At 27.3% G+C, this 22,721-nt stretch carries 18 protein-coding genes and 1 pseudogene; 18 read left to right on the top strand and 1 reads right to left on the bottom strand.

What is annotated here, in order from left to right; all coding sequences use genetic code 11:
* The 6 genes and pseudogenes from SOR60_RS02170 to SOR60_RS02145 form a co-directional block, all read left to right on the top strand.
* Window positions 1-148, top strand: a pseudogene (locus tag SOR60_RS02170) (ribose-phosphate pyrophosphokinase); the annotation flags it as partial.
* A gap of 1 nt (window position 149) precedes the next feature.
* Window positions 150-734, top strand: a complete 585-nt coding sequence (gene pth / locus SOR60_RS02165) for an aminoacyl-tRNA hydrolase (protein WP_154538796.1) — start codon at window positions 150-152, stop codon at window positions 732-734.
* A complete protein-coding gene (gene mfd / locus SOR60_RS02160; RefSeq protein WP_320595104.1) occupies window positions 727-4,224 on the top strand; it encodes a transcription-repair coupling factor in 3,498 nt (1,165 codons plus the stop codon). Before pth ends, mfd begins: the two co-directional genes overlap by 8 nt.
* Window positions 4,221-5,267, top strand: a complete 1,047-nt coding sequence (locus SOR60_RS02155; RefSeq protein WP_154538794.1) for a foldase protein PrsA — start codon at window positions 4,221-4,223, stop codon at window positions 5,265-5,267. The genes mfd and SOR60_RS02155 overlap by 4 nt, the downstream gene beginning before the upstream one ends.
* Window positions 5,218-6,138, top strand: a complete 921-nt coding sequence (locus SOR60_RS02150; RefSeq protein WP_320595103.1) for a SurA N-terminal domain-containing protein — start codon at window positions 5,218-5,220, stop codon at window positions 6,136-6,138. Before SOR60_RS02155 ends, SOR60_RS02150 begins: the two co-directional genes overlap by 50 nt.
* Window positions 6,139-6,223: 85 nt before the next feature.
* A complete protein-coding gene (locus tag SOR60_RS02145; RefSeq protein ID WP_154538792.1) occupies window positions 6,224-6,502 on the top strand; it encodes an HU family DNA-binding protein in 279 nt (92 codons plus the stop codon).
* Between the two features lie 429 nt (window positions 6,503-6,931).
* Here SOR60_RS02145 and SOR60_RS02140 read toward each other — a convergent pair whose 3' ends face one another.
* Window positions 6,932-8,677, bottom strand: a complete 1,746-nt coding sequence (locus SOR60_RS02140; RefSeq protein WP_320595102.1) for an Rqc2 family fibronectin-binding protein — start codon at window positions 8,675-8,677, stop codon at window positions 6,932-6,934.
* 89 nt (window positions 8,678-8,766) lie between these two features.
* On the opposite strand from SOR60_RS02140, the gene gmk reads away from it, so the two are divergent.
* The 12 genes from gmk (at window position 8,767) to rny (ending at window position 22,554) form a co-directional block, all read left to right on the top strand.
* Window positions 8,767-9,363 (top strand): guanylate kinase, encoded by a 597-nt coding sequence (gene gmk / locus SOR60_RS02135; RefSeq protein WP_154538790.1) that lies wholly within the window; start codon window positions 8,767-8,769, stop codon window positions 9,361-9,363.
* Window position 9,364: 1 nt separating this feature from the next.
* On the top strand, window positions 9,365-9,553 hold the full coding sequence (rpoZ, locus tag SOR60_RS02130) for a DNA-directed RNA polymerase subunit omega (RefSeq protein WP_154538789.1): 189 nt from the start codon (window positions 9,365-9,367) through the stop codon (window positions 9,551-9,553).
* Window positions 9,546-10,718: a bifunctional phosphopantothenoylcysteine decarboxylase/phosphopantothenate--cysteine ligase CoaBC gene (gene coaBC / locus SOR60_RS02125; RefSeq protein WP_320595101.1), complete on the top strand. Its 1,173-nt coding sequence runs from the start codon at window positions 9,546-9,548 to the stop codon at window positions 10,716-10,718. The genes rpoZ and coaBC overlap by 8 nt, the downstream gene beginning before the upstream one ends.
* 8 nt (window positions 10,719-10,726) lie before the next feature.
* Window positions 10,727-13,102 (top strand): primosomal protein N', encoded by a 2,376-nt coding sequence (priA, locus tag SOR60_RS02120; protein ID WP_320595100.1) that lies wholly within the window; start codon window positions 10,727-10,729, stop codon window positions 13,100-13,102.
* Window positions 13,103-13,111: 9 nt separating this feature from the next.
* Window positions 13,112-14,206, top strand: coding sequence for a signal recognition particle-docking protein FtsY (gene ftsY, locus SOR60_RS02115; RefSeq protein ID WP_154538786.1), 1,095 nt, complete (start codon window positions 13,112-13,114; stop codon window positions 14,204-14,206).
* Window positions 14,207-14,336: 130 nt separating this feature from the next.
* Window positions 14,337-15,104 (top strand): 30S ribosomal protein S2, encoded by a 768-nt coding sequence (gene rpsB / locus SOR60_RS02110; RefSeq protein ID WP_154538785.1) that lies wholly within the window; start codon window positions 14,337-14,339, stop codon window positions 15,102-15,104.
* A gap of 13 nt (window positions 15,105-15,117) precedes the next feature.
* On the top strand, window positions 15,118-15,789 hold the full coding sequence (gene tsf, locus SOR60_RS02105; protein WP_320595099.1) for a translation elongation factor Ts: 672 nt from the start codon (window positions 15,118-15,120) through the stop codon (window positions 15,787-15,789).
* Between the two features lie 154 nt (window positions 15,790-15,943).
* Window positions 15,944-16,855, top strand: a complete 912-nt coding sequence (gene cysK, locus SOR60_RS02100) for a cysteine synthase A (protein WP_154538783.1) — start codon at window positions 15,944-15,946, stop codon at window positions 16,853-16,855.
* A complete protein-coding gene (gene epsC / locus SOR60_RS02095) occupies window positions 16,855-17,388 on the top strand; it encodes a serine O-acetyltransferase EpsC (protein ID WP_154538782.1) in 534 nt (177 codons plus the stop codon). The genes cysK and epsC overlap by 1 nt, the downstream gene beginning before the upstream one ends.
* 78 nt (window positions 17,389-17,466) lie before the next feature.
* The gene (locus SOR60_RS02090; RefSeq protein WP_320595098.1) at window positions 17,467-19,215 is read left to right on the top strand and encodes an ABC transporter ATP-binding protein; all 1,749 of its coding nucleotides are present in this window, start codon (window positions 17,467-17,469) and stop codon (window positions 19,213-19,215) included.
* Window positions 19,193-20,932: an ABC transporter ATP-binding protein gene (locus tag SOR60_RS02085; RefSeq protein WP_320595097.1), complete on the top strand. Its 1,740-nt coding sequence runs from the start codon at window positions 19,193-19,195 to the stop codon at window positions 20,930-20,932. Before SOR60_RS02090 ends, SOR60_RS02085 begins: the two co-directional genes overlap by 23 nt.
* Before the next feature lie 83 nt (window positions 20,933-21,015).
* Entirely contained in the window at window positions 21,016-22,554 is a 1,539-nt protein-coding gene (gene rny, locus SOR60_RS02080) for a ribonuclease Y (protein WP_320595096.1), read from the top strand.
* Window positions 22,555-22,721: the final 167 nt, after the last annotated feature.

Raw genomic sequence — 22,721 nt, 5'->3', positions numbered from 1 at the left:
AATAGTAATTACAGATACAATTCAATTGCCAGAAGAAAAAAAGATAGATAAAATAAAAATCATGTCTATAGCACCACTGCTTGCTGAAGCAATAAAAAGAATAAATAGTTATGAATCTATAAGTGGTTTATTCGAGGATGCTAAGTAAAATGTATTATATCGTAGGGTTAGGAAATCCTGGTTTAAAATATGAAAATACAAGACACAATGTTGGCTTTTTAACAATAGATTATCTAGCAAGAAAGTACAATATTGACGTACGAAAAATAAAATTTAAGTCTTTAATTGGTCAGGGAGTAATTTCTGACCAAAAAGTCATGCTTATAAAACCTCAAACTTATATGAACAATTCAGGAGAAGCCTTAAGAGAAATATATAATTATTTTGATTTTAAACATGATAAGTTAATTGTTATCTTTGATGATATAGATATAGATTTTGGTAGTATTAGAATAAGAAAAAAGGGCTCTGCTGGGACCCATAATGGCATGAAATCTATAATCTACAACCTTGAATTTGATGACTTTCCAAGAATTAAATTAGCAGTAGGCAAGAAACCTGAATATATGGATCTTGCAAATTTTGTATTAAGTGGATTTTCTAAAGATGAAGCAAAAATAATAGAAGATGAAATTAAGTTTACTAGTAATGCAATAAGTATGATATTAACTGAAGGAATCGATAAGGCTATGAGTTTATTTAATTCAAAAAGGTTGATAGAAAATAATGAATAGTATTACTAATCAACTATCATCTATCGAAAAAATATCAAAAATATTAAATAATTATAAGGATTTATCCCCAATATTTTTACACGGTATTACCAGAGAGCTTTTATCACATTTATCTCTAACTTTCTTTCAAATTCTTAATAAGAATATAATAGTAATATGTGAAAATGAAAAAAAAGCAATGGAATTTGCACAAGAAGTAAATTTCTTAGAAGAAAATGAGTGTCTATATTTTCCTTCTACCGAAGTTAATTTTTACAATATTAAAAGTCTTGAAAGATCAGATGAAATTAAAAGGCTAGAGCTCTTAAACTGCTTATCAAAAGGTAAAAAATGTATTATAGCTACAACACTTGAAGCCTTATCCAATAAACTTACTCCTTTAGAGATTTATAAAGATAAATCTTTCATGATTGATTTTAATTCAAAAATAGATATAAACGATTTAAAGAAAAAATTTCTCAATCTAAATTATGAATATAATAAATTGGTAGAATCTAAAGGAAATTTTTCGATAAGGGGGTCTATAATAGACTTTTGGCCTATAGAATATGATAATCCTGTAAGATTAGAGCTCTTTGATAATGAAGTAGATTCTATAAGATTTTTTGACAGTAACACTCAGCGTTCATTGGGAAATATAGAAAGTGTTGAAATAAGACCTACAAAAGAATTAATCTATGACAAAGAAGACTATAAAAAAGTAATTCTTAATATAGAAGAGCAATTGGATAAGTTAAATAATACTAATGATTTTATAAAGCTTAAAGATAAATATAGACAAATCATTTCATATATTAAGGATAGTCTATATATAGCTAATGATGATTTGATTACTTATTTTAGAGATGAAAATTATGAAAGTATTTTTGATTATATTAATGATGAGCCAATCATTATATTTGACGATTTAAATAGGGTTGAAGATGAATATAAAGATAGAAGGGATAAATTTTCATTAGATTTAGGTTTACAAATAGAAAATGAAGAAGTATTTTCATCTTTTTCTAATATAAAAATACCTATCAAAGATGTGTTTATAAATATCAAATCTTTTCCTATAATAAATGCATCTAGTTTGTTGAAAAATACGTCAAATATTAAAGCAAAAAAAATTATAGAATTAAGAACTATAGAACAAGAAAACTTTAATAATGATATAGATTCTTTTATAGCAAATATTAAAAACTTAATATATAAAGATGAAAAGATTCTAATATTAGGTGCAACCAAAAAGACTCAAGAAAATTTAGCAGACCTTTTTATAAAAAATGGTATTAATAATTTTACCTATGATTTTTATAGTAATTTTGAAAATAATAATATAATAATTACTGACAGAAATACATCTAGAGGTTATATAATAATTGACTCAGCAATAAATGTATATAGTTATAGGGATATTTTTGGTAAGGATAAAAAAAGAAAGAAAAAGAAAAAAAAATCAAAGATTTTAAATGCTAATGATATCCTAAACTATTCTGATATTGAAGTTGGTGATTATGTAGTACACGAAAATAATGGTATTGGTATATATAAAGGTTTATCCCAAATAGAAGTCAATAATATAAAAAAAGATTATTTCCTTATTGAATATATGGGAAAAGACAAGGTCTTTGTGCCAGTAGATCAAATGGACTTAGTTAGTAAGTATATTGGTAATAAGGGTGATAAACCTAAATTATCATCTCTAGGCTCAAATCAGTGGAAAAAAGCAAAACAAAAAGCAAAAAAAGCTGTAGATGAAATAGCTGAAGACTTAGTAGAATTATATGCTAAAAGATCAAAATTAAAGGGTCATGCCTTTAGTAAGGATACAGCTTGGCAAAAAGAGTTTGAAGATTCATTTATATATGAAGAAACTGAAAGTCAGTTAAGAGCCATAAATGAAATAAAAAAAGACATGGAAAAGGATAAACCCATGGACAGACTCTTATGCGGTGATGTTGGTTATGGAAAAACTGAGGTTGCTCTAAGAGCAGCATTTAAAGCTATAATGGATGGATATCAAGTTTGCTTTCTAGTTCCAACTACAATTCTTGCAAGACAGCATTATGAAACTATGCTTGAAAGGTTTAAAGATTTTCCAATTGATTGTAGGATGCTTTCAAGATTTGTTTCAAAAAAAGACCAAGATAATACCATTAAAAACTTAAAATCAGGAAAAGTTGATATAATAATTGGAACCCATAGACTTTTATCATCAGATATTGTATTTAAAAACTTAGGATTACTAATTATAGATGAAGAGCAAAGATTTGGTGTAAGACATAAAGATAAAATGAAAAAATTAAAAGAAAATCTCGATGTTCTTACATTATCAGCAACTCCAATTCCTAGAACTTTACAAATGTCTTTAACTGGAATAAGAGATATGTCAACCTTAGATGAGCCGCCAGAAAGAAGAATGCCAGTAAATACTTATGTAATAGAATATGATTTTATAATAATAAAAAGAGCAATAGAAAAAGAATTAGATAGGAATGGTCAAGTATATTTTGTTTATAATAGGGTTGGAAATATAGAAAAAATTTATAATCATCTTAAACAATTAGTTCCTGATGCAAATATAGCCATTGCTCATGGTCAAATGACTCCAAAAAGTTTAGAAAAGGTGATGGAAGACTTTATAAAGGGTGAAATTGATATATTACTTTCTACAACAATCATTGAAACTGGAATGGATATACAAAATGTAAACACAATTATAGTTTATGATTCTGACATGATGGGGTTGAGTCAACTTTATCAATTAAAGGGCCGCATCGGTAGGTCCTCTAGATCCTCATATGCATATTTTACTTATAAAAAAGGTAAAGTTTTAACAGAAATAGGAGAAAAAAGACTGAAATCAATTAAGGATTTTTCAGATTTTGGATCTGGCTATAAAATTGCTATGAGAGATTTAGAGCTAAGAGGAGCAGGTAATATTTTAGGTGAAAGTCAGAGCGGACAAGTAGAAGCTATTGGGTATGACTTATATGTTAAATTTTTACAACAAGCTATTAATAAGGCAAGTGGTAAAGAGATTAAAGATTATAAATTTAATAATGTATATATTGATATAAAAATTGATGCATATATACCTGAAACATATATAGAGGATTCTGGTCAAAAAATTGAAATGTATACTAGAATTTCTAAGATTGATAATCTAGAAGATTATAGCCTAATTGTAGAAGACTTAATAGATAGATATGGAGATGTGCCAATTATGGTGGATAATATAATGTATGTATCTTTAATAAAGTCTTTAGCTGATAGATTAGGTTTTGATGAAATTAGAGAAGTTAAAGATCAGATTAAAATATCATATAGTGATAGAAATAAATTTACATTTAAAGAACTCTCACAAATTAATGAAAAATATAAAAGTAAACTATCATTAGACTTATCTCATAATCCATCATTTAATATACCAAACACAAGTACCAAGTTATTAGACTGCTATGAACTTTTAAAATTAATAAAAGAAATTAAGGAGACAGAATGAATAAAAAAATATTAGCTTTAGTATTAGCTACAGGATTTGTATTAGGGGCTTGTTCAAATAATAATACAAATAACAATGCCTCAAGCAACAAAAAAGAGACAACTGCTACAGAAAGTTCTAATCAAGAAAAAGATAAAACTAATAAAGATGTAAAATTAGAAGATGATGCTGTTGCAATGGTAGCGAATGAAAAAATTCCTAAAGATGCATATAAAGATGAAATGAGTTTTTATTCTGCAATGCTTGCAAGCCAACAACAATTAAAATCTTCAATTGTAAATATGATGATTCAAGATAAACTTATATCGAATGATATGAAAAAAAACAATGTTAAAGTTGATGATAAGGAAGTAAACGAAAAATTTCTTAAATACATCCAACAATTTGGAGGAGAAGAAAAATTCGATAAGATGCTTGATGATTATAATATGAGCAGTGACAAATTTAAAGAAACCATCAAAAAAGACCAAATTTATCAAAAACATAGAGCATGGTTTGAAGAAAATAATCCTGTTTCGGATGATGAAATAAAAAAATATTTTGATGAAAATAAAGATAACCTAATTCAAGTTAAAGCCAGTCATATTTTAGTTGAAGATGAAGCTACAGCCAAAGAATTAAAAGAAAAATTAGATAAGGGTGAAGATTTTGCAAAACTAGCTAAGGAATATTCTAAAGATACTGCTAATGCAGCCAAGGGCGGTGACTTAGGCTACTTTAACAAGTCTCAAATGGCTAAAGAATTCTCAGACAAGGCTTTTTCTATGAACAAAGGTGAAATATCCGATCCAGTAAAGACATCTTATGGCTATCATATTATAAAAGTTGAAGACAAGAAAGATAGTGCTGAGGACTTAAAAGAAGATATTTCTAAAGCACTTAATGATAAAAAATATTCTGAATATCTAACTAAATTATTTAATGATGCAAAAGTTGTAACAGAAGATGGACCTCAAACAAAAAACTCTGAGACAGATATAAAGCAAAAAAATAATGATAGTTCAAACAAAGAAAACAAAGAAAATTCTAATAGCAATAATTAGTCTTCTTTCTTTTTTAATTACATCTTGTTCGACAAATAATATAGACAAAAATAACTGTGTAGCAATAGTTGATGATAAACCAATATTTAAAGAAAAGTTTGAAAAAGAACTTAGCTTTTATCAAAAATTTTATATAAAAAAATATGGGGAATCATACCTTGATGATAAAAATAAGAATGGAGATTCTAATTTTAAAAAGTTAGAGTCTGAACTTCTTGATTCATTAATAAAAGATCAGATATTTTTAAATGATTTAGATAGAAATAATATTAAAGTTAGTAAGAATGATTCTCAAAATTTATTAAAAGAACTATCTGATAAAATAGGTGATGAAGCATCTCTTTTGGCAAATATTGAAGCCTTTGGTTCTGATCAAAGTGAAATTAACGAGATTTTATTTAATGATTCAATCAGGAAAAAACATTGGGAATTCTTTGTGAATAATAATAAGATTAAAGATAAGGATGTAAGAGAATTTTATAAAAATAATAAAAAATTACAGAAAATGTATAAATATGATGTTCTTATTTTTGATGATAAATTAGAAGCTCAGAAAGTTAAAGAACAAATTAATAATAGTAATGATTTTAGGAAATTTTTAGAATCTGATATTAGAAATTATGAAATATTTAGGTCTGATTTTGTATATAATGATGATAAACTTCTATCTTTAGCAAATATTTATGAAAAAGATAAAGTTAGTAAAATCTTCGAGAATGAGGATTCATACTTTATACTAATGGTAAATTCATTAAATACAAAAGAAAATGATTTATTAGTTAGAGCTAAGGAAATTTATTTAAAAAATGAGTATGATAAATATATAAAAAATCTAATAAAAAACTCAAATATCAATCTTTTTATTAGATAAATGCTTGAAAAATATTATATATTTATGTATAATCTAACTTAGAGTTAAGCAGAATAAGATTAAGATTGATTTATAAGGAGGAAATATGAATAAATCAGAATTATTAGTTAATATTTCAGAAAAAAGTGGACTTAAAAAAGTTGAAGCAGAAAGAGCTTTAAATGCTTTTATCGAAACTGTAACAGAAGCTTTAGCAAAAGAAGAAAAAGTACAATTAGTTGGATTTGGAACTTTTGAAACAAGGGATAGAAAAGCTAGGGAAGGTAGAAATCCTAGAAAACCAGATGAAGTTATAAAAATTCCAGCTTCTAAAGCTCCAGTATTTAAAGCAGGAAAAACACTTAAAGAAGCAGTTAATAAATAAATAAATAATTCAAAACTACTAGCTATATGTTAGTTTGCACAAAAGTGCATAAGACATGAATACAGGCACGCCCCTATTGGGGCTGTCGAGTATTCTAAATATAAAATACTATATCAACTATTATCTAACCTCAAAATCCGAAAAATAGATTGAGGTTTTTTTATGCCAAAATATTTTTAAGGCTCTTGTCGAATCGTGTTGATAGATAAAAATAAACACAATTATTTACCAGGAAGTAGAACATACTACTTACCTGGTTTTTAATTTCTTAAAACTAAATTTCTAATAATAAAAATTTTAGTCCTAAAATTAACAAATACTCTAAAAGTAAAAATAATGCTTTTAATAGTCTTGATAAATTGTTAATCTCTTTAATCACTATATTAGAGTATTTATATAATTGATTTAGTTTAATTATCTTAATCTTTTTTATTGTATTCTTTTATATAAATCTTTTGGCTTGTCGCTTAAATCTACAGTTATAGTATTAAAATTTTCATAATATACCATACCAAGCTTAGAACCCTTGGCCTTATTTACATTCTTTTTTTCAGTGTAGTCTACATCCACTTTTAATGAATTAGAAAGAGAAGAATTACTAGCAGCAAGATAGGATGCAGATATTAAATCATTTTCATTAAAATTATCTGTCTTTAAAATAACATGACTTCCAGGTGCATTTCTAACATGGAAAAAGTAATCATGTTTTCCAGCTAATTTTAAAGTAATATAATCATTTTGCCTAGAATTTTTACCCACATATATATGACTATTATTTATAGTTATATAATGTTTAGGTTTTGACTTTTCTTTATTTGATTTTTTATTTCTACTAGAATCTTTGATTATTTTATTAGATATAAGTTCGGATTTTATATCATCTAAATCGTTTATACTATCACTTCTTTCTACAAAATCTAGAAGTTGAAGGAGATAATTTAGATATTCTATTTGATTCGGATAATCTTTTTTAGCATAGCTAATAGAATTTTTTAATTTTTTATATCTCTTATAATAATTATCTACATTTTCCCAAGGATTTTTTAATGGATCAATTATAATTTTTATTTCTTTATTTTCATCATAAAAATTATTTACTCTTATTGAATTCATACCTTTACTTATTTTATTTATATTAGCTGCTAGCAAATCTCCATTTTTCCTATAAAGTTCCATAGAATTTTCTTTACTAAGATTTTTATCTAGTATTGTAATTTTCTTTTTAGTAGACTTTATATGGCTATTTATCTTTCTTTCAAGATCATTTTTAATTTGTCTTAGCCTATCGTTTGACTTATTAACTTTATAAAATTCTTCTATAGCTTCGCTTATAAAGTCATATTTTTTATATTCATATTGTAGATGTCTAAGTCTAAAAGAATAAAATTCTTTAAATTTATTATTTTCTTTATATAATGTAGGAGAGTAATCATTTTCTAATAATTTTGATCTTAATTTAATTATATTTTTATTTAAAGCTTTTTTCTCGTCTTCGCTAACTAATCCCCAATTAACCCTAGTATCTATACCTGCTCTATAACATAGTTCATTAGCTATTGTAGGTGAAAATCCTAAGTATGTAGAATATAGTAATTCTTTTGGATTTGCATTATCTGGAGTTTTTTTATCTATATAATATATATCCTTATCAAAGTTTTCAAGTATATTAAATTTATCACTTTTTATAAAATTATAATTCTTGCCTGGCAAAATTTCTCTTACAGATGACATCTTGTTGTTAACTCTCTTTATAGAATCAATGATTTTGAATTTATCATCAGTAAGAATAATATTTGAGTATTTACCCATAATTTCAACTATTAATTTATTTGATACATCAAATCCCATTTCATCAATAGAAGATATATGAAAAATAATTACCCTATCTAATTTATACTGTTCAATGTCAATGATTTTACTTTGGTTAAGATATTTTCTTAAAACCATACAGAAATTTGGTGGATTTTGTGGATTTTCAAATTTTTCATTTGAAAAACTAACTCTTCCTTCGTTATTATTTGCACTTATCATTAACTTATAGCTTTTTCCTAAAGAGTATATACTTAATACAATATCATTTTTAGAAGGTTGGCTGATTTTTTGAATTTTTCCTCCTATTACTTTATTCTTAAGTTCATAAGTGACAGCTCTGGTTACTAGACCATCAAAACTCATATTATCACCTCTTTTAATTGATACTAATCATTATACAGACTTGAAGTAAATTTTTCCATAAAGTAAAATAGAAGTAATAAGGAGGCGCAATGAAAAAAGGATTTTTATTAGTAATTTCTGGACCTTCAGGAGTTGGTAAGGGTACAGTACTACATGATCTTATGAATACACAAAAAAACTTAGTTTATTCTGTATCTGTTACTACCAGGAAGCAAAGACCTGGGGAGATAGAAGGGGTAAGCTATTTTTTTAAGAGCCATGATGAATTTGAAAAAATGATAAATGAAGATAAGTTTTTGGAATATGCTAAAGTACATAATAATTATTATGGAACTCCTAAAGACTTTGTAGAAGAAAAAATTAATGAAGGTAAAATAGTTATTTTGGAGATTGATGTTCAAGGAGCATTAAATGTAAAGAAAAATACTGATAATGGAGTTTTTATTTTTCTAGCACCTCCTAGTCTAAGTGAATTGAAAAATAGAATTGTAAATAGGGGAACTGAAACTACTAAAGATATTAAACTTAGGATGAATAATGCTAAAAAGGAATTATCCTATATCAATGAATATGATTATTTAGTAGTTAATGATCATCTAAATTCAGCAATAAATTTAGTTAATGAAATAATAAACGCTGAGAAACATAGGGTATTTAGAGAGGAAATAAATTTCGAAAGGGAGTAAAATGAATAATCCATCATTTAAAGAATTATCAAATATTAGTTCAAGTAGGTATGAAATTTGCATGATGTGTGCAAAAAGAGCAAGAAGAATTGTAAATGGTTCAGATCTTTTGACTAAGGATAAAGAAGCGAAACCAGTAACTCAAGCATTACATGAAATAATGGAAGGAAAAGTTAGAAAGTATGATTAAAGGAAAGAATATACTTCTTGGAGTTTCAGGAGGTATAGCTACTTATAAGGTTCTAGACTTATGCTCTAGGCTAAAAAAAGAAGGGGCGAACCTTAAAATAATAATGACAGAGGGAGCTTGTAAATTTGTAACCCCATTGTCATTTGAAACCATGGGAAAATGCAAAGTATATTCTGATATGTTTGAAGGTCATCATGATAAGGTCCATCATATAGAACTTCCTAAATGGGCAGATGTTTTTCTAATAGCACCACTTACAGCTAATACCTTAGCTAAAATGACTTATGGTATAGCAGATAATATGCTAACAGCAAGTATACTTGCTTGTGATAAGGATATAATTGTAGCACCGACAATGAATACAAACATGCTAAATCATCCCGTTACTCAAAAAAATCTAAAAACTATAGAAGATAAGGGTGTTTACATAATAAATCCTTCATCAGGTATGCTTGCTTGTAATACACGCGGTGATGGCAGAATGCAAGAACCTGTAAATATAGTAAAATATTTAGATTATTACTTTACCAAAAAAGACCTAAATGGGAAAAAAATTATAGTAACAGCTGGTCCTACTGTAGAAAAGATTGATTATGTTAGATATATTACTAACAAATCAAGTGGTAAAATGGGATATAATATTGCATATGAAGCTTTTAAGCGAGGTGCAGATGTAAAGCTTATTTCTGGTCCTGTTAGTCCATTTGAAGTTGATTGTGTTGATAAAGTGAATGTCAATACTAATAAAGAATTAAAGGATGAAATAGATAAAGAATTTGATGATGCAGACGCCCTAATAATGGCGGCTGCACCTACTGATTATAAAGTTGAAAAACCAAGTGATGTCAAAATAAAAAAGGATGGAAATAACTTAAATTTAGAATTAATTGAAAATATTGATATTTTAAAGTACTTTGGTGATAAAAAAAATCAACAAACTCTTATAGGTTTTGCAGCAGAAACAGATGATTTGATTAATAATGCACAAAAAAAATTAGAAGCTAAAAAGGTTGATTATATTATAGCAAATGATCTTAAGAAAAAAGGTGCAGGTTTTGACGTAGATACTAATATAGCTTCAATTCTATCTCATAAGAGTATTGAAAAGCTTAATATGATGACAAAAAGAGAATTGGCTAATAAGATTTTGGATTTATTGGTTTAGGTGATTTTTTGTATTGTTATGTGATTCTTGATAGTAAAAGTAGATTTTTAGATAGATCATTTACATATCATATTCCAGTAAAGTTTAAAAATAGTTTAAAAAAAGGAATGAGAGTAATAGTACCGTTTGGAAAAGCAAACAAGCGTACTATTGCTTTTGTTTATGAGATAAAAAAAGATATTGAAGAGGAAATTGAAACAAAAGATATCATAGAAATTATTGATAGTGAAGCTATAATTAATGAGGAATTAATTGATATAGCTTTTTTTATGCATAAAAGATACTTGGCACCTTTAAGATCATGTATTAAACAAGTTATGCCTCCGGGAAATATAAAAGAAATAAGAGAGTATTTTTATAAGTGTAATCATAAAAATTCTGATAAACTTTTAGATTTTTTGGATGAGAAAAAAAGTTATGAAGAAATAAAAGAAAAGTTTAATATTAACTATGATATTTTAGAATCATATAAAAATGATGGGTTAATTAAATCGAAATTTGAATTAATAGGTAATCAAAAAATAAACTATGTTTATTATATTAGTCTTAATAAAGAAGTAAATTATAATATAATAAGTAAAAACGCTAAAAAACAAAAAGAAATATTAACTTATTTAGAAAAAAATAATATAACAGAATATAAGAAATTACTAACTACAACAAAGTCTAGTAAAAGTTCTTTAGATTCATTAATAAAAAAAGGGTTAGTAAAAGTTCTAAAAAAAGAAAAAAATGAATCAGTTGAAAATTTTATGGAGTCATATGACAAATTTAAACTTAATGATGAGCAGGAAAAAGCTTATAGAGAAGTTATAAATAATCCAAATAGACCCTATCTACTTAAAGGAGTTACTGGTAGTGGAAAAACCGAGGTGTTTCTACAAATTGTAGAAGAAAATCTTAAAAATAATAAAGATGCCATAATATTGGTTCCTGAAATATCACTTACACCACAAACTATTGAGAGATTTCAAGGAAGATTTAAACAAAAGATAGCTGTAATGCATTCAAAGCTTACTATAAAAGAAAGATTTCAACAGTGGAGAATGATAAAAAATGGAGAGGTAAAAATTGTAATAGGTGCAAGAAGTGCAATCTTTGCTCCTTTTAAAAACTTGGGCATAATTATAATTGACGAAGAACATGATAAGAGCTATCTATCTGGAAAAGACCCTAAATACCATACTGATGAGATAGCCTTATTAAGAAGAAAGTTTCACAATGCTAGTTTAATATTTGCATCAGCTACTCCATCTTTAAAGACAATGTTAAAAGCTAAATCTGGTGAATATGGATTGCTTGAGTTAAAAGAAAGAATAAACAAGACTTTTCCAAAAATTGAAATTGTCGATATGAGAAAAGAGCTCAAAAATTCAAATTACTCAATGATTAGTGCTAATCTTTATGGAAAAATCATAGATAGGCTTAAGAAAAAAGAACAGATTATTTTATTTTTAAACAAGGTAGGGCATAACTCTTTTACATTTTGTAGATCATGTGGTCACGTAATAAAATGTGAAGCTTGTGACGTAGCAATGACCTATCATAAGCATGTATCAAAACTTGTGTGTCATTATTGTGGAAGAACTAAAAATCAACCTAAAATTTGTCCATCTTGTGGGTCTAAAAAAATAAAAGAATATGGAGCCGGAACTGAAAAACTTGAAGAAGAAGTAAGAGATATGTTTAAAGGTGCAAAAATTTTAAGAATGGATTCGATTACTGTTAAAAATAGAGATTCTTACCTGAAAATGTATAAGCTTATGAAAGAAAATAAGGTAGATATTTTAATAGGAACCCAAATGATAGCGAAAGGGCTTGATTTTGATAATGTTACTTTAGTTGGTGTAATAAATGCTGATATAAATTTAAATGTTGATGATTACACAGCTTTCGAATCTAGCTTTCAAATTCTCACCCAAGTTTCAGGAAGAGCTGGAAGATCTAATAAAAATGGAGAAGTAGTTATTCAAACTTATAAACCCGATAATTTTGTAATAAATACGGTAAGTAATAATGACTACAAAACATTTTATGAAAATGAAATAGCCATAAGGAAGGCATTCTCTTATCCTCCTTTTATTAATTTACTTACTATAAAAATTTTAAATGCCTCAAGACTTAAGTGCATAGATATTTCAAATAGAATAAAGAAATATCTAGATTTGGAGTTTTCTCAAAATATTTATGTCGAGATTATAGGTCCTAACCCATGTAAAATTAGTAGAATTAATAATAAATATAGATATAATATCATTATAAAGTGTAATGATAATAGTTTAGATTATCTTTTTGATTTTTTAGTGAGATTAAGAAATCACTTTATAAATAAGTCTAAGGATTCTAGTATTATTATATCATTAAATCCAAATGACATTAATTAAGGAGTATAAATGTTTGATTTTTTTAGAAAGAAAAAAGCTGATGAATGTAAAGAAGAAAAGTATATAGAAAAAGAAAATGTATATAAGAATGATAAGCTAAATGAAGAAGAAAATAAAGAAAAGTTAGAAAAAGACTTAATATTAAATCAAAAAAATATTGAAAATACATCAGATGATGTCGAAGAAAATCTGGGCTTTTTTGCAAAAATATCAAAAGGTCTTTCAAAAACCCGTGAACAATTTTCATCACAATTAAAAAATATATTTACTGCAAATGTAAAAATAGATGATGATTTATATGAAGAATTAGAAGAGATTCTTATATCTTCTGATATAGGAATGAAATCTACTATTGAAATAGTAGACAATCTTAAGTTTGAAATAAAGGCTAGATCTATTAAAGAACCTGAAAAAATATTTCCTCTACTAAAAGAAATTATGATAGCAAAACTTGATGAAAAAAATCTTGATAATTCATTAAATATTAAGGATAATGAGTTGACCGTGATATTAGTTATAGGAGTTAATGGAGTTGGAAAAACAACTACAATAGGTAAGCTTGCTAATAATCTTGAAAAACAAGGCAAGAAAGTAATCCTGGCAGCTGCAGATACCTTTAGGGCCGCAGCAATTGAGCAATTAGATTCATGGGCAAAAGAGTCTAACACTCCTATGATATCTCATAAAGAAGGATCAGACCCATCAGCTGTAATTTTTGACGCAATTCAGTCTGCAAAGTCAAATAAATATGATGTTTTGATATGCGATACAGCTGGAAGACTTCATAATAAGAAAAACCTTATGAATGAATTAGAAAAAATTAATAGAACAATATCAACCCATGCTAATAAAGCCAATAAGGAAACTTTACTAATTTTAGATGCTACTACAGGTCAAAATGCTATTAGTCAACTTAGAGAATTTAAAAATGTATGCGATATAACTGGTTTAATACTTACAAAACTTGATGGAACAGCTAAGGGTGGAGTAATATTTCCGCTTCAAGTTGAACTTGAGGTTCCTGTTAAGTATATAGGATTAGGTGAGGGAATTAATAACCTAGAAAAATTTGATTCTAAGTCTTTTGTTGAAAGTATGTTCTAAATGCTTGTTTTTTAAAAAAACTTGTAGTATACTAAATAAGTACTATGCACATCTTTTGATAGATCTACGTTGCCAAATAGGTTTATGGTCTAGTTGAAAAAGATGGAAGATAATAAACGGAGGTAATAATATGACAGTAGTATCAATGAAAAAATTATTAGAAGCTGGTGTACACTTTGGACATCAAACAAGAAGATGGAATCCTAAGATGAAAAAATTCATCTTCACTGAAAGAAATGGAATCTACATTATAGATTTACAAAAAACAGCTGTGCAAATTGAAAAAGCTTATAAAATTATTAGAGATACAGCAGCTGAAGGTGGAAATATACTATTTGTAGGTACAAAAAAACAAGCACAAGACTCAATTGAACAAGAAGCTAAAAGATGTGGTCAATTTTATGTATCTAACAGATGGTTAGGTGGCATGCTAACTAATTTCAATACTATTAGAAATAGTGTAAATAAACTTAAAAAATATGAAATGATGGAAGAAGATGGAACTTTTGATCTTTTACCAAAAAAAGAAGTTTTACAATTCAATAAAGAAATGGATAAACTAGAGAAAAATCTTGGTGGTATCAAAGAAATGGAAGAACTACCAGATGTATTATTTGTAGTCGATCCATCAAATGAGCAAATAGCTGTTCATGAGGCGAAAATTTTAGGAATCCCTGTTATTTCAATTGTAGACACAAATTGTGATCCAGATGTTGTTGATTTAGCAATTCCTGGAAATGATGATGCAATTAGGGCAGTTAAACTTATCACATCACTTATGGCGGATGCAGTTATCGAAGGAAATCAAGGTAACGAATTTGAGATAAATGAAGAAGATTTCGAAGAATTAGATGATGAAATCGAAGATAATGAAGAAGCTGAATCTGAAGAAGAATAATTAATAGGAGGATATGATGGCAGTAACTGCAAAATTAGTAAAAGAATTAAGAGATAAAACAGGCGCTGGAATGATGGATTGTAAGAAAGCTTTAACTGAAACAGATGGTGATATAGATAAGGCGATAAAATTACTTAAAGAAAAAGGACAAGCTACTTTAGACAAAAAAGCTGATAGAATAGCTGCTGAGGGGGTTATTGGTTCTTATATCCATAATAATAAAATTGGTGTTATAGTTGAAATTAATACTGAAACAGACTTTTCTGCTAATACCGATTCTGTAAAAGAATTTGCTAGAAATATAGCTATGCATATAGCTGCTTTAAATCCTTTATATGTTTCAGAAGAAGATGCCGATGAAAAAGATGTTGCAGAGCAAAAAGAAATACTTATCAACCAAGCTATGAATGAGGCTAATGATAATATGCCACAAGATAAAAAAGAAATGATAGCTCATAAAAAGGTTGAAGGAAGACTTAAAAAATATTTTAAAGATGTTTGCTTACTAGATCAACAATATATAAAAAATCCCGATTTAACAGTAGAGCAATATCTTAGAGATACAGCTAATAATGTAGGGGAAAATATTAAAATCAGAAGATTTGCAAGATTTGAAGTTGGCGAAGGTTTAGAGAAAAAAGAAGAAAACTTTGCAGACGAAGTTCAAAGTCAAATCAAGGGTTAATAAATTTCTTTAAAGAAGGCAAATGCCTTCTTTTTTTTAAAAAATTAATCTCTAGTAAAATACTATGAATATTGTTTTCTAATTGAAAAGGAATAATATTATAATATAATACTAACAAGTGTCAAATAACTAAATAAAATAATAAGGAGTTTATATGACGATTTATAAAAATAGCAAAGCATTAATAGGGAAAACTCCCTTACTAAAGCTTAAATCTCTTGAAAAAGAGGGAAGAGCTGATATATATGTAAAAGTTGAAAAAAACAATTTGGCTGGATCTATTAAAGATAGGATTGCTCTTTATATGATAGAAGAGGCTGAAAAGTTAGGAAAGCTTAGAGAAGGTTATACAATTGTAGAACCAACAAGTGGAAATACAGGCGTTGCACTAGCTGCTCTTGCTGCAACTAAGGGATATAAGTGTATTTTAACAATGCCTGCTTCGATGAGTGAAGAAAGATCTAAACTTGCAGAAGCTTATGGAGCTGAAGTTATAAGAACGACAGAAGGAGCTCTTCAAGGTGCTGTTAATAAGGCTAAGGAACTATCTAAAAAAGACGGGTATTTTATGCCAGATCAATTTTCAAATCCTGCAAATATAAAAGCTCATTATGAAACAACAGCAGTTGAGATTTTAGATGAATTAACACCAGATGCATTTATTGCTGGAGTAGGTACAGGTGGAACTGTATCAGGTGTAGGAAAAAGACTTAAGGAAGTAAATGAAAATGCACAAGTTTATGCAATTGAACCTGCAGAAAGTCCATTACTTTCTGGAGGAAAAGCTTCAGCACATAAGATTCAAGGAATAGGTGGTAATTTTATTCCTAAAAATTTAAATTATGATATCCTAGATGGAATTGTTGATGTTAAAAGTGATGAAGCTATAAATATGTCAAGACAACTTGCAAAAGATGAGGCTTTAGCTGTAGGCATTTCTTCAGGAGCAAATGTTGTAGGTGCTATAAAAATAGCTGACAAGTTAGGTGAAGGAAAAAAAGTTGTAACTGTATTACCTGATACAGGTGAAAGATATTTATCAACTAAATTATATGAATTAAAATAATGACATTTGAAGATTACAAAAATGAATTAATTAAAACTGCTTTAGCTAAAGATCCTGCTTTAAAATCTGAGGATGAGGCAATTAATTTTTCTCCTGGAATAAGAGCTTTATTAGCACATTACAAGGCTCATAATCTATATATGAGTGGAGAATTTGCTAAAGCAGATGAAATTAGCTTGAAATCTAGGATGGAAACTGGAATAGAAATCCATCCTGGTGCTAAAATTGGTAGAAGATGTTACATCGATCATGGAATGGGTGTAGTTATTGGCGAGACTGCTGAAATAGGTGATGATGTATTGATGTATCACGGTGTAACTTTAGGAGGTTTAGTCAATAAAAGAGTAAAAAGACATCCAAGTGTCGGAAATAATGTTTTAATTGGTGCAGGAGCAGTTATTTTAGGGAATATAAAAATTGGAAATAATTGTAAGATTGGTGCTAATGCAGTTGTATTAGAAGATGTGCCTGATGATTGCACAGCGGTTGGAGTACCAGCCCAAATTATAAAACATAAAAAATATAATAAATGATAGGCTGCTGCTAAATAAAATTATATGGTTTAACTTTTAATCCATGTGTATTTGCGGCAGCTTTTTTAAGGAGAATATATGTTTAAAAAATTCAAGTGGTTTATAGATTATTATAAAAAAAATTATATAATAGGCATATTATTTCTTTTGTTAAGTGATGTAGTATCACTATTTTTACCTTATATTATAGGCAAATTAATAGATTTAATTTATAATAAGGGCATAGATTTTGATAAATTTATAAAAATTGTTATATTCACATTTTTTGTAGTAATTGTAAAGTATTTTCTAGCAATGGGATGGTCATACAATGTTTTTAAAGCTAGCGGAAGTATTGAATACTTAACTCGAAATAAATTAATGAACAAATTTTTACGTCAATCACAAGAATTTTTTGAGAATAATTCAACTGGTTCATTAATGGGAAAATCTACAAATGATATACAACAAATTTCCATTATGGCAGGTTATGGTACTTTGTCATTAATTGATTCTACAATTCTTCCTTTAAGCGTAATTATAGTTATGATAGTAACCGTCGATTTAAAGCTTACAATATTTTCTATATTACCCATACCTTTTATAGCTTTTGCATATTTTAAAATTGGAAAGAGAATTTATGATAAGTCAATTAAAGTAAATAAGTCGTTTGATAAACTTAACGATAATGTATTAGAAGATGCTGAAGGTATTAGAATTATTAAGGTTTTTAACTTGGAAGATAAGAGAAGAAAAATGTTTTATAAAAATGCGGATAAATTAGCTGAAAACAATATAAATCTTGCTAAGTACCAGGCTTTACTTGCTCCTGTAGAAAGAATAATTACTTCTATAACTTTCATAATAGCTATATCCTATGGATCATACATGATATATACATCAAAGTTAAGTATTGGGCAAATTGTATCTTTTACTTATTATTTAAATATGCTTGTTTGGCCAATGTATGCCTTAGGAGATTTTATAAACTTAAAGCAACAAGCCAGTGCATCAATGGATAGAATAGAAGAAACTTTAAATTACAAAGAGGAAATTTCAGATTCATCTAATAAAATAGATGCTGGTGAAAACATAGATATATTGTTCGACGAGCATAATTTTAAATATCCTAGCTCAAAAGATTATATTTTAAATAGAATAAATTTAAGTATTAAAAATAATAAATCCTTAGGAATACTTGGAAAAACTTCTTCTGGTAAAACCACATTAATAAAACAACTATTAGACCTATATAAAGTAGATAAAACTAGTATTTATATAGGTAAATATACAGCTTCAGATACTTCTTTTAAACTATTAAAAGAAAAAATTGGATATGTACCACAACAACATATGATTTTTTCGGATACTTTAAAAAATAATATCTTATTTTCAAATGAAAAAGCTAGTGAAAAAGACTTAAATAAAGCAATAGAGATGGCTGACTTTAAAAAGGATCTAGAGGAATTTCCTGAAGGGTTAGAAACAATGACAGGAGAAAATGGCATCTCTTTATCAGGTGGTCAAAAGCAAAGATTATCTATAGCAAGAGCTATTCTTAAAAATCCTGAAATTCTAATATTAGATGATGCTATGAGTGCTGTAGATGCTAATACCGAGAAAAACATATTGGCTAATTTAAAAAAATACAGAAATAATAAAACCACAATAATTATTGCACATAGGATAAGTCAAGTACAAGACTGTGATAATATAATAGTTTTAGAAAATGGAAAGATAGTAGAACAAGGTAATCATGAACATTTAATGAAAGATAATACATGGTATAAAAGACAGTATTTAAAACAAATTATGGGTGATGAAATTGAAGAATATAGTAAAAAATAAAAGCATAAATAGGCTTAAAGATTATGCCCTATTAGAGAAAAGATATTTATTTATAGGCTTTATATTTTCATTTTTGAGGACATTTTTAGAAGTACTAGGTCCTATGATTATAGCCTATATAATAAATAATATATTTATCTCTAATATAACAAAAAATGATTTTAAAACTATAGCCTTATTATTGAATATTTATCTTATTATATTTGTATTATCGGGAATTCTATTAAATAGATCTAAAGTTTATTTTCAAATAAGTGCTAATAAAATTGCAGCAAGAGTTCAAAAAGATGTTTATGACAAAGTTTCAAACTTTCCTATTTCTTATTTTGATAATCTTCCTGCGGGTAAAATAGCATCTCGTGTAACTAATGATACAAATAAATTAAAAACTATGTTTCAACTATTGTTTTCTGATATAGCAAATGCATTTATATTAGCTGTTGGTTTATATATAACCTTATTTTTTACTGATACTATTGCAGCTTTAATGCTTTTAATACTAGTTCCTTTTGTGTACATCATTTTTAAAACATATTTAAATAAAACATATGTATATACAAAGAAAATAAAAAAGTATACAGCAGATATAAATGCTAAAATAAATGAATATATCCATAACATGGAAATAATTCAAGTTTTTAATAAAGAAAAATATATGTATGACAAATTTGAAAATGTTAATAAATCAATATTTGATATTAACATAAAATTATCAAAATTAAGATCTTATTCTGGTTATAGAGCAATGGATGTTATACAATATCTGGCTATTATTATAGTTATGCTTTATTTTGGTATAGGTTCAATTACCAATATATATACAGTAACAATAGGCTCATTATATATGGCAATAGATTATACAACAAAAATATTTAATAATATTAATACTATAATAATGAGATTTGGCGATGTAGAAGATGCCTTATCTTCAGCTAACCATATTTTTGAATTATTGGATAGGAAATCTTTAAAAAAACTTGGAAAACATAAAATTGATTTAAATAAAGATATAGAATTCAAAAATATATACTTTGCCTATAAAGAAAATGATATTATAAAAAATCTATCTTTAAAAGTCAAAAGTGGAACTTCTATTGCATTTGTTGGTCAAACCGGATCTGGAAAGTCTACTATAATAAATCTTTTACTAAATTTTTATTCTCCAAGAAAAGGAACAATTGAAATAGGTGGTGTAAATATATCTAGTATAAATAGAGATGATTTGAGAAAGGATATGGCTGTTGTTCTTCAAGATTCATTCTTATTTAAAGATACAATCAGAGAAAATATAAGTATGGGAGATGATTTTTCAACATCAGAAATAATAAAAGCTTTAAAAACTGTTGGTGGTGAAAAAATTATAAAGCGAGGAATTGACAGTGAAATACTCGAAAACGGTTCTAATTTAAGTCAAGGTGAAAAACAGCTTATATCTTTTGCGAGGGCCTATATAAGAGATCCTAAGCTATTGATTCTTGATGAAGCAACTTCAAATATAGATACTGAGACTGAGCAAATAATTCAGAATGGAATAAATAAGCTCAAAAAAGATAGAACCACTTTTATTATCGCACATAGGCTTTCAACTATTAAAGACGTAGATAAAATCATAGTTTTATATAATGGTCAAATTCTAGAAGAAGGAAATCATAATGAGTTAATGAGAAGAAATGGCTATTATAAGAAAATGTATCTACAACAAATGAAAGATGAGTAATCTAAAAAAACTTTTTCGAATAATTATAAATTTATGATATAATAAATACCAGGATGAGAATCCAAAATTTAGGAGGTGATTAAATGGATTTTTTAAAAATTATTCTATCTGTCGCCTTCATTATGTTAGCTTTTTTTATAGGCTATCTTTATCGTAAAAAAATAGGTGAATCAAAAATTTCTTCGGCAGAAGAATTATCTCAAAGAATTATAAATGATGCAAATAGAGATGCTGAGTCCCTAAAAAACAAGGCACTGATGAGTGCAAAAGATGAAATTTCAAAAATAAAATTGCAAGCTGAAAAAGAAATTAATAAAAAAAATAATGAGCTAGCAGTTAAAGAAAGTCATCTTTTAAAAAAGGAAGAAAGTCTAGATAGCAGATCCTTATTAATTGATAAGAAATCTGATGAAATCTCTAGCGACCAAAAAAAGTTAAAGCAAAAAGAAGACAGAATTGAAAAACTAATTGAAGAGCAAGAGGTAAAGTTACAAGATATAGCTGGACTTACTATAAGTGAAGCTAAAGAAATTTTACTTCAAAGCTTAAAAGAAGATGTAGTTCATGAATCAGCAAAAATCATTAAAGAGTATGAAGAAAAGACCAAAAATGAAAGTAAAAAAATAGCTGCTGATATAATTGCAACTACTATTCAAAGATATGCGGCTGACGAGATAGCAGAAAATACTGTTACAGTTGTTTCCTTACCAAACGATGAAATGAAAGGCCGTATAATCGGTAGAGAAGGTAGAAATATTAGAGCATTTGAACAATTATCTGGAACAGATCTTATTATAGATGATACTCCAGAAGCTGTTGTTATCTCTGCCTTTGAACCAATAAGAAGAGAAATAGCTAAAGTAGCATTAGAAAGATTAATACTTGATGGTAGGATAAATCCATCTAGGATTGAAGAGATGCTAATAAAAGCTGAAGATGAAGTTGAACAAAGAATAATTGAAGATGGACAAGCTGCTATAGAGGAGGTTGGAATTCATAACCTACATCCTCAACTTGTAAGACTACTAGGAAAGCTAAAATTCAGAACTTCATATGGACAAAATGTGTTAAAGCATTCCATAGAAGTTGCAAAAATAGCCGGAATGCTTGCTACAGAACTAGGTATAGATCCTAGAGATTCTATAAGAGGTGGATTACTACATGATATAGGAAAAGCAATTGATCATGAAGTAGAAGGGACTCATATATCTATAGGTGTCGAAGCTGCTAAAAAATATGGTGAAAATAAGAATGTTATAAATTGTATAGAATCTCATCATGGAGATGTAGAAGCATTTTGTATAGAGGCTATACTAGTTCAAGCATCTGATACAATTTCAGCAGCAAGACCAGGAGCAAGAAGGGAAAGTTTAGAAAATTACATTAAGAGACTTGAAAACTTAGAAGAAATAGCTAATTCATTTGATGGTATAGAAAAATCATTTGCTGTACAAGCAGGTAGAGAATTAAGAGTTATGATTCAACCAGAAAAAATTTCTGATGATTCTATGGTTGTAATTGCTAGAGAAATTGCACGAAAAATAGAAAATGAATTAGAATATCCAGGTCAAATAAAGGTTAATGTAATTAGAGAATCAAAAGCAATTGAATATGCAAAATAAAAAAGGTTCTTTGTCAAATAGTGTTAGTAGATAAAATAAACACAATCAAAAACCGGGAAGTAGAATATTCTACCTCCCGGTTTTTGATTTCTTAAAACTAAATTCATAATTACAAAAACTCTAATCCTAAAATTGACAAAAGATCTAAAACCAAAAGCAATACGCTT

It is taken from the genome of Anaerococcus porci (genome assembly GCF_034090325.1).
In the GTDB taxonomy this organism is placed as follows: Bacteria; Bacillota; Clostridia; order Tissierellales; family Peptoniphilaceae; genus Anaerococcus; species Anaerococcus porci.
Note: the sequence above shows the minus strand (reverse complement) of the source record. Positions and strands in the feature narration are given on the sequence as shown.

Bases quoted from the DNA above. Each gene is read 5' to 3' on its own strand.
- pth (WP_154538796.1), top strand. From the start codon at position 150: ATGTATTATATCGTAGGGTTAGGAAATCCTGGTTTAAAATATGAAAAT.
- ftsY (WP_154538786.1), top strand. From the start codon at position 13,112: ATGTTTGATTTTTTTAGAAAGAAAAAAGCTGATGAATGTAAAGAAGAA.
- coaBC (WP_320595101.1), top strand. From the start codon at position 9,546: ATGATTAAAGGAAAGAATATACTTCTTGGAGTTTCAGGAGGTATAGCT.
- SOR60_RS02140 (WP_320595102.1), bottom strand. From the start codon at position 8,677: ATGAGTTTTGATGGTCTAGTAACCAGAGCTGTCACTTATGAACTTAAG.
- cysK (WP_154538783.1), top strand. From the start codon at position 15,944: ATGACGATTTATAAAAATAGCAAAGCATTAATAGGGAAAACTCCCTTA.
- SOR60_RS02155 (WP_154538794.1), top strand. From the start codon at position 4,221: ATGAATAAAAAAATATTAGCTTTAGTATTAGCTACAGGATTTGTATTA.
- SOR60_RS02150 (WP_320595103.1), top strand. From the start codon at position 5,218: ATGATAGTTCAAACAAAGAAAACAAAGAAAATTCTAATAGCAATAATT.
- SOR60_RS02145 (WP_154538792.1), top strand. From the start codon at position 6,224: ATGAATAAATCAGAATTATTAGTTAATATTTCAGAAAAAAGTGGACTT.
- SOR60_RS02090 (WP_320595098.1), top strand. From the start codon at position 17,467: ATGTTTAAAAAATTCAAGTGGTTTATAGATTATTATAAAAAAAATTAT.
- rpsB (WP_154538785.1), top strand. From the start codon at position 14,337: ATGACAGTAGTATCAATGAAAAAATTATTAGAAGCTGGTGTACACTTT.
- mfd (WP_320595104.1), top strand. From the start codon at position 727: ATGAATAGTATTACTAATCAACTATCATCTATCGAAAAAATATCAAAA.
- gmk (WP_154538790.1), top strand. From the start codon at position 8,767: ATGAAAAAAGGATTTTTATTAGTAATTTCTGGACCTTCAGGAGTTGGT.
- rpoZ (WP_154538789.1), top strand. From the start codon at position 9,365: ATGAATAATCCATCATTTAAAGAATTATCAAATATTAGTTCAAGTAGG.
- rny (WP_320595096.1), top strand. From the start codon at position 21,016: ATGGATTTTTTAAAAATTATTCTATCTGTCGCCTTCATTATGTTAGCT.
- epsC (WP_154538782.1), top strand. From the start codon at position 16,855: ATGACATTTGAAGATTACAAAAATGAATTAATTAAAACTGCTTTAGCT.
- tsf (WP_320595099.1), top strand. From the start codon at position 15,118: ATGATGGCAGTAACTGCAAAATTAGTAAAAGAATTAAGAGATAAAACA.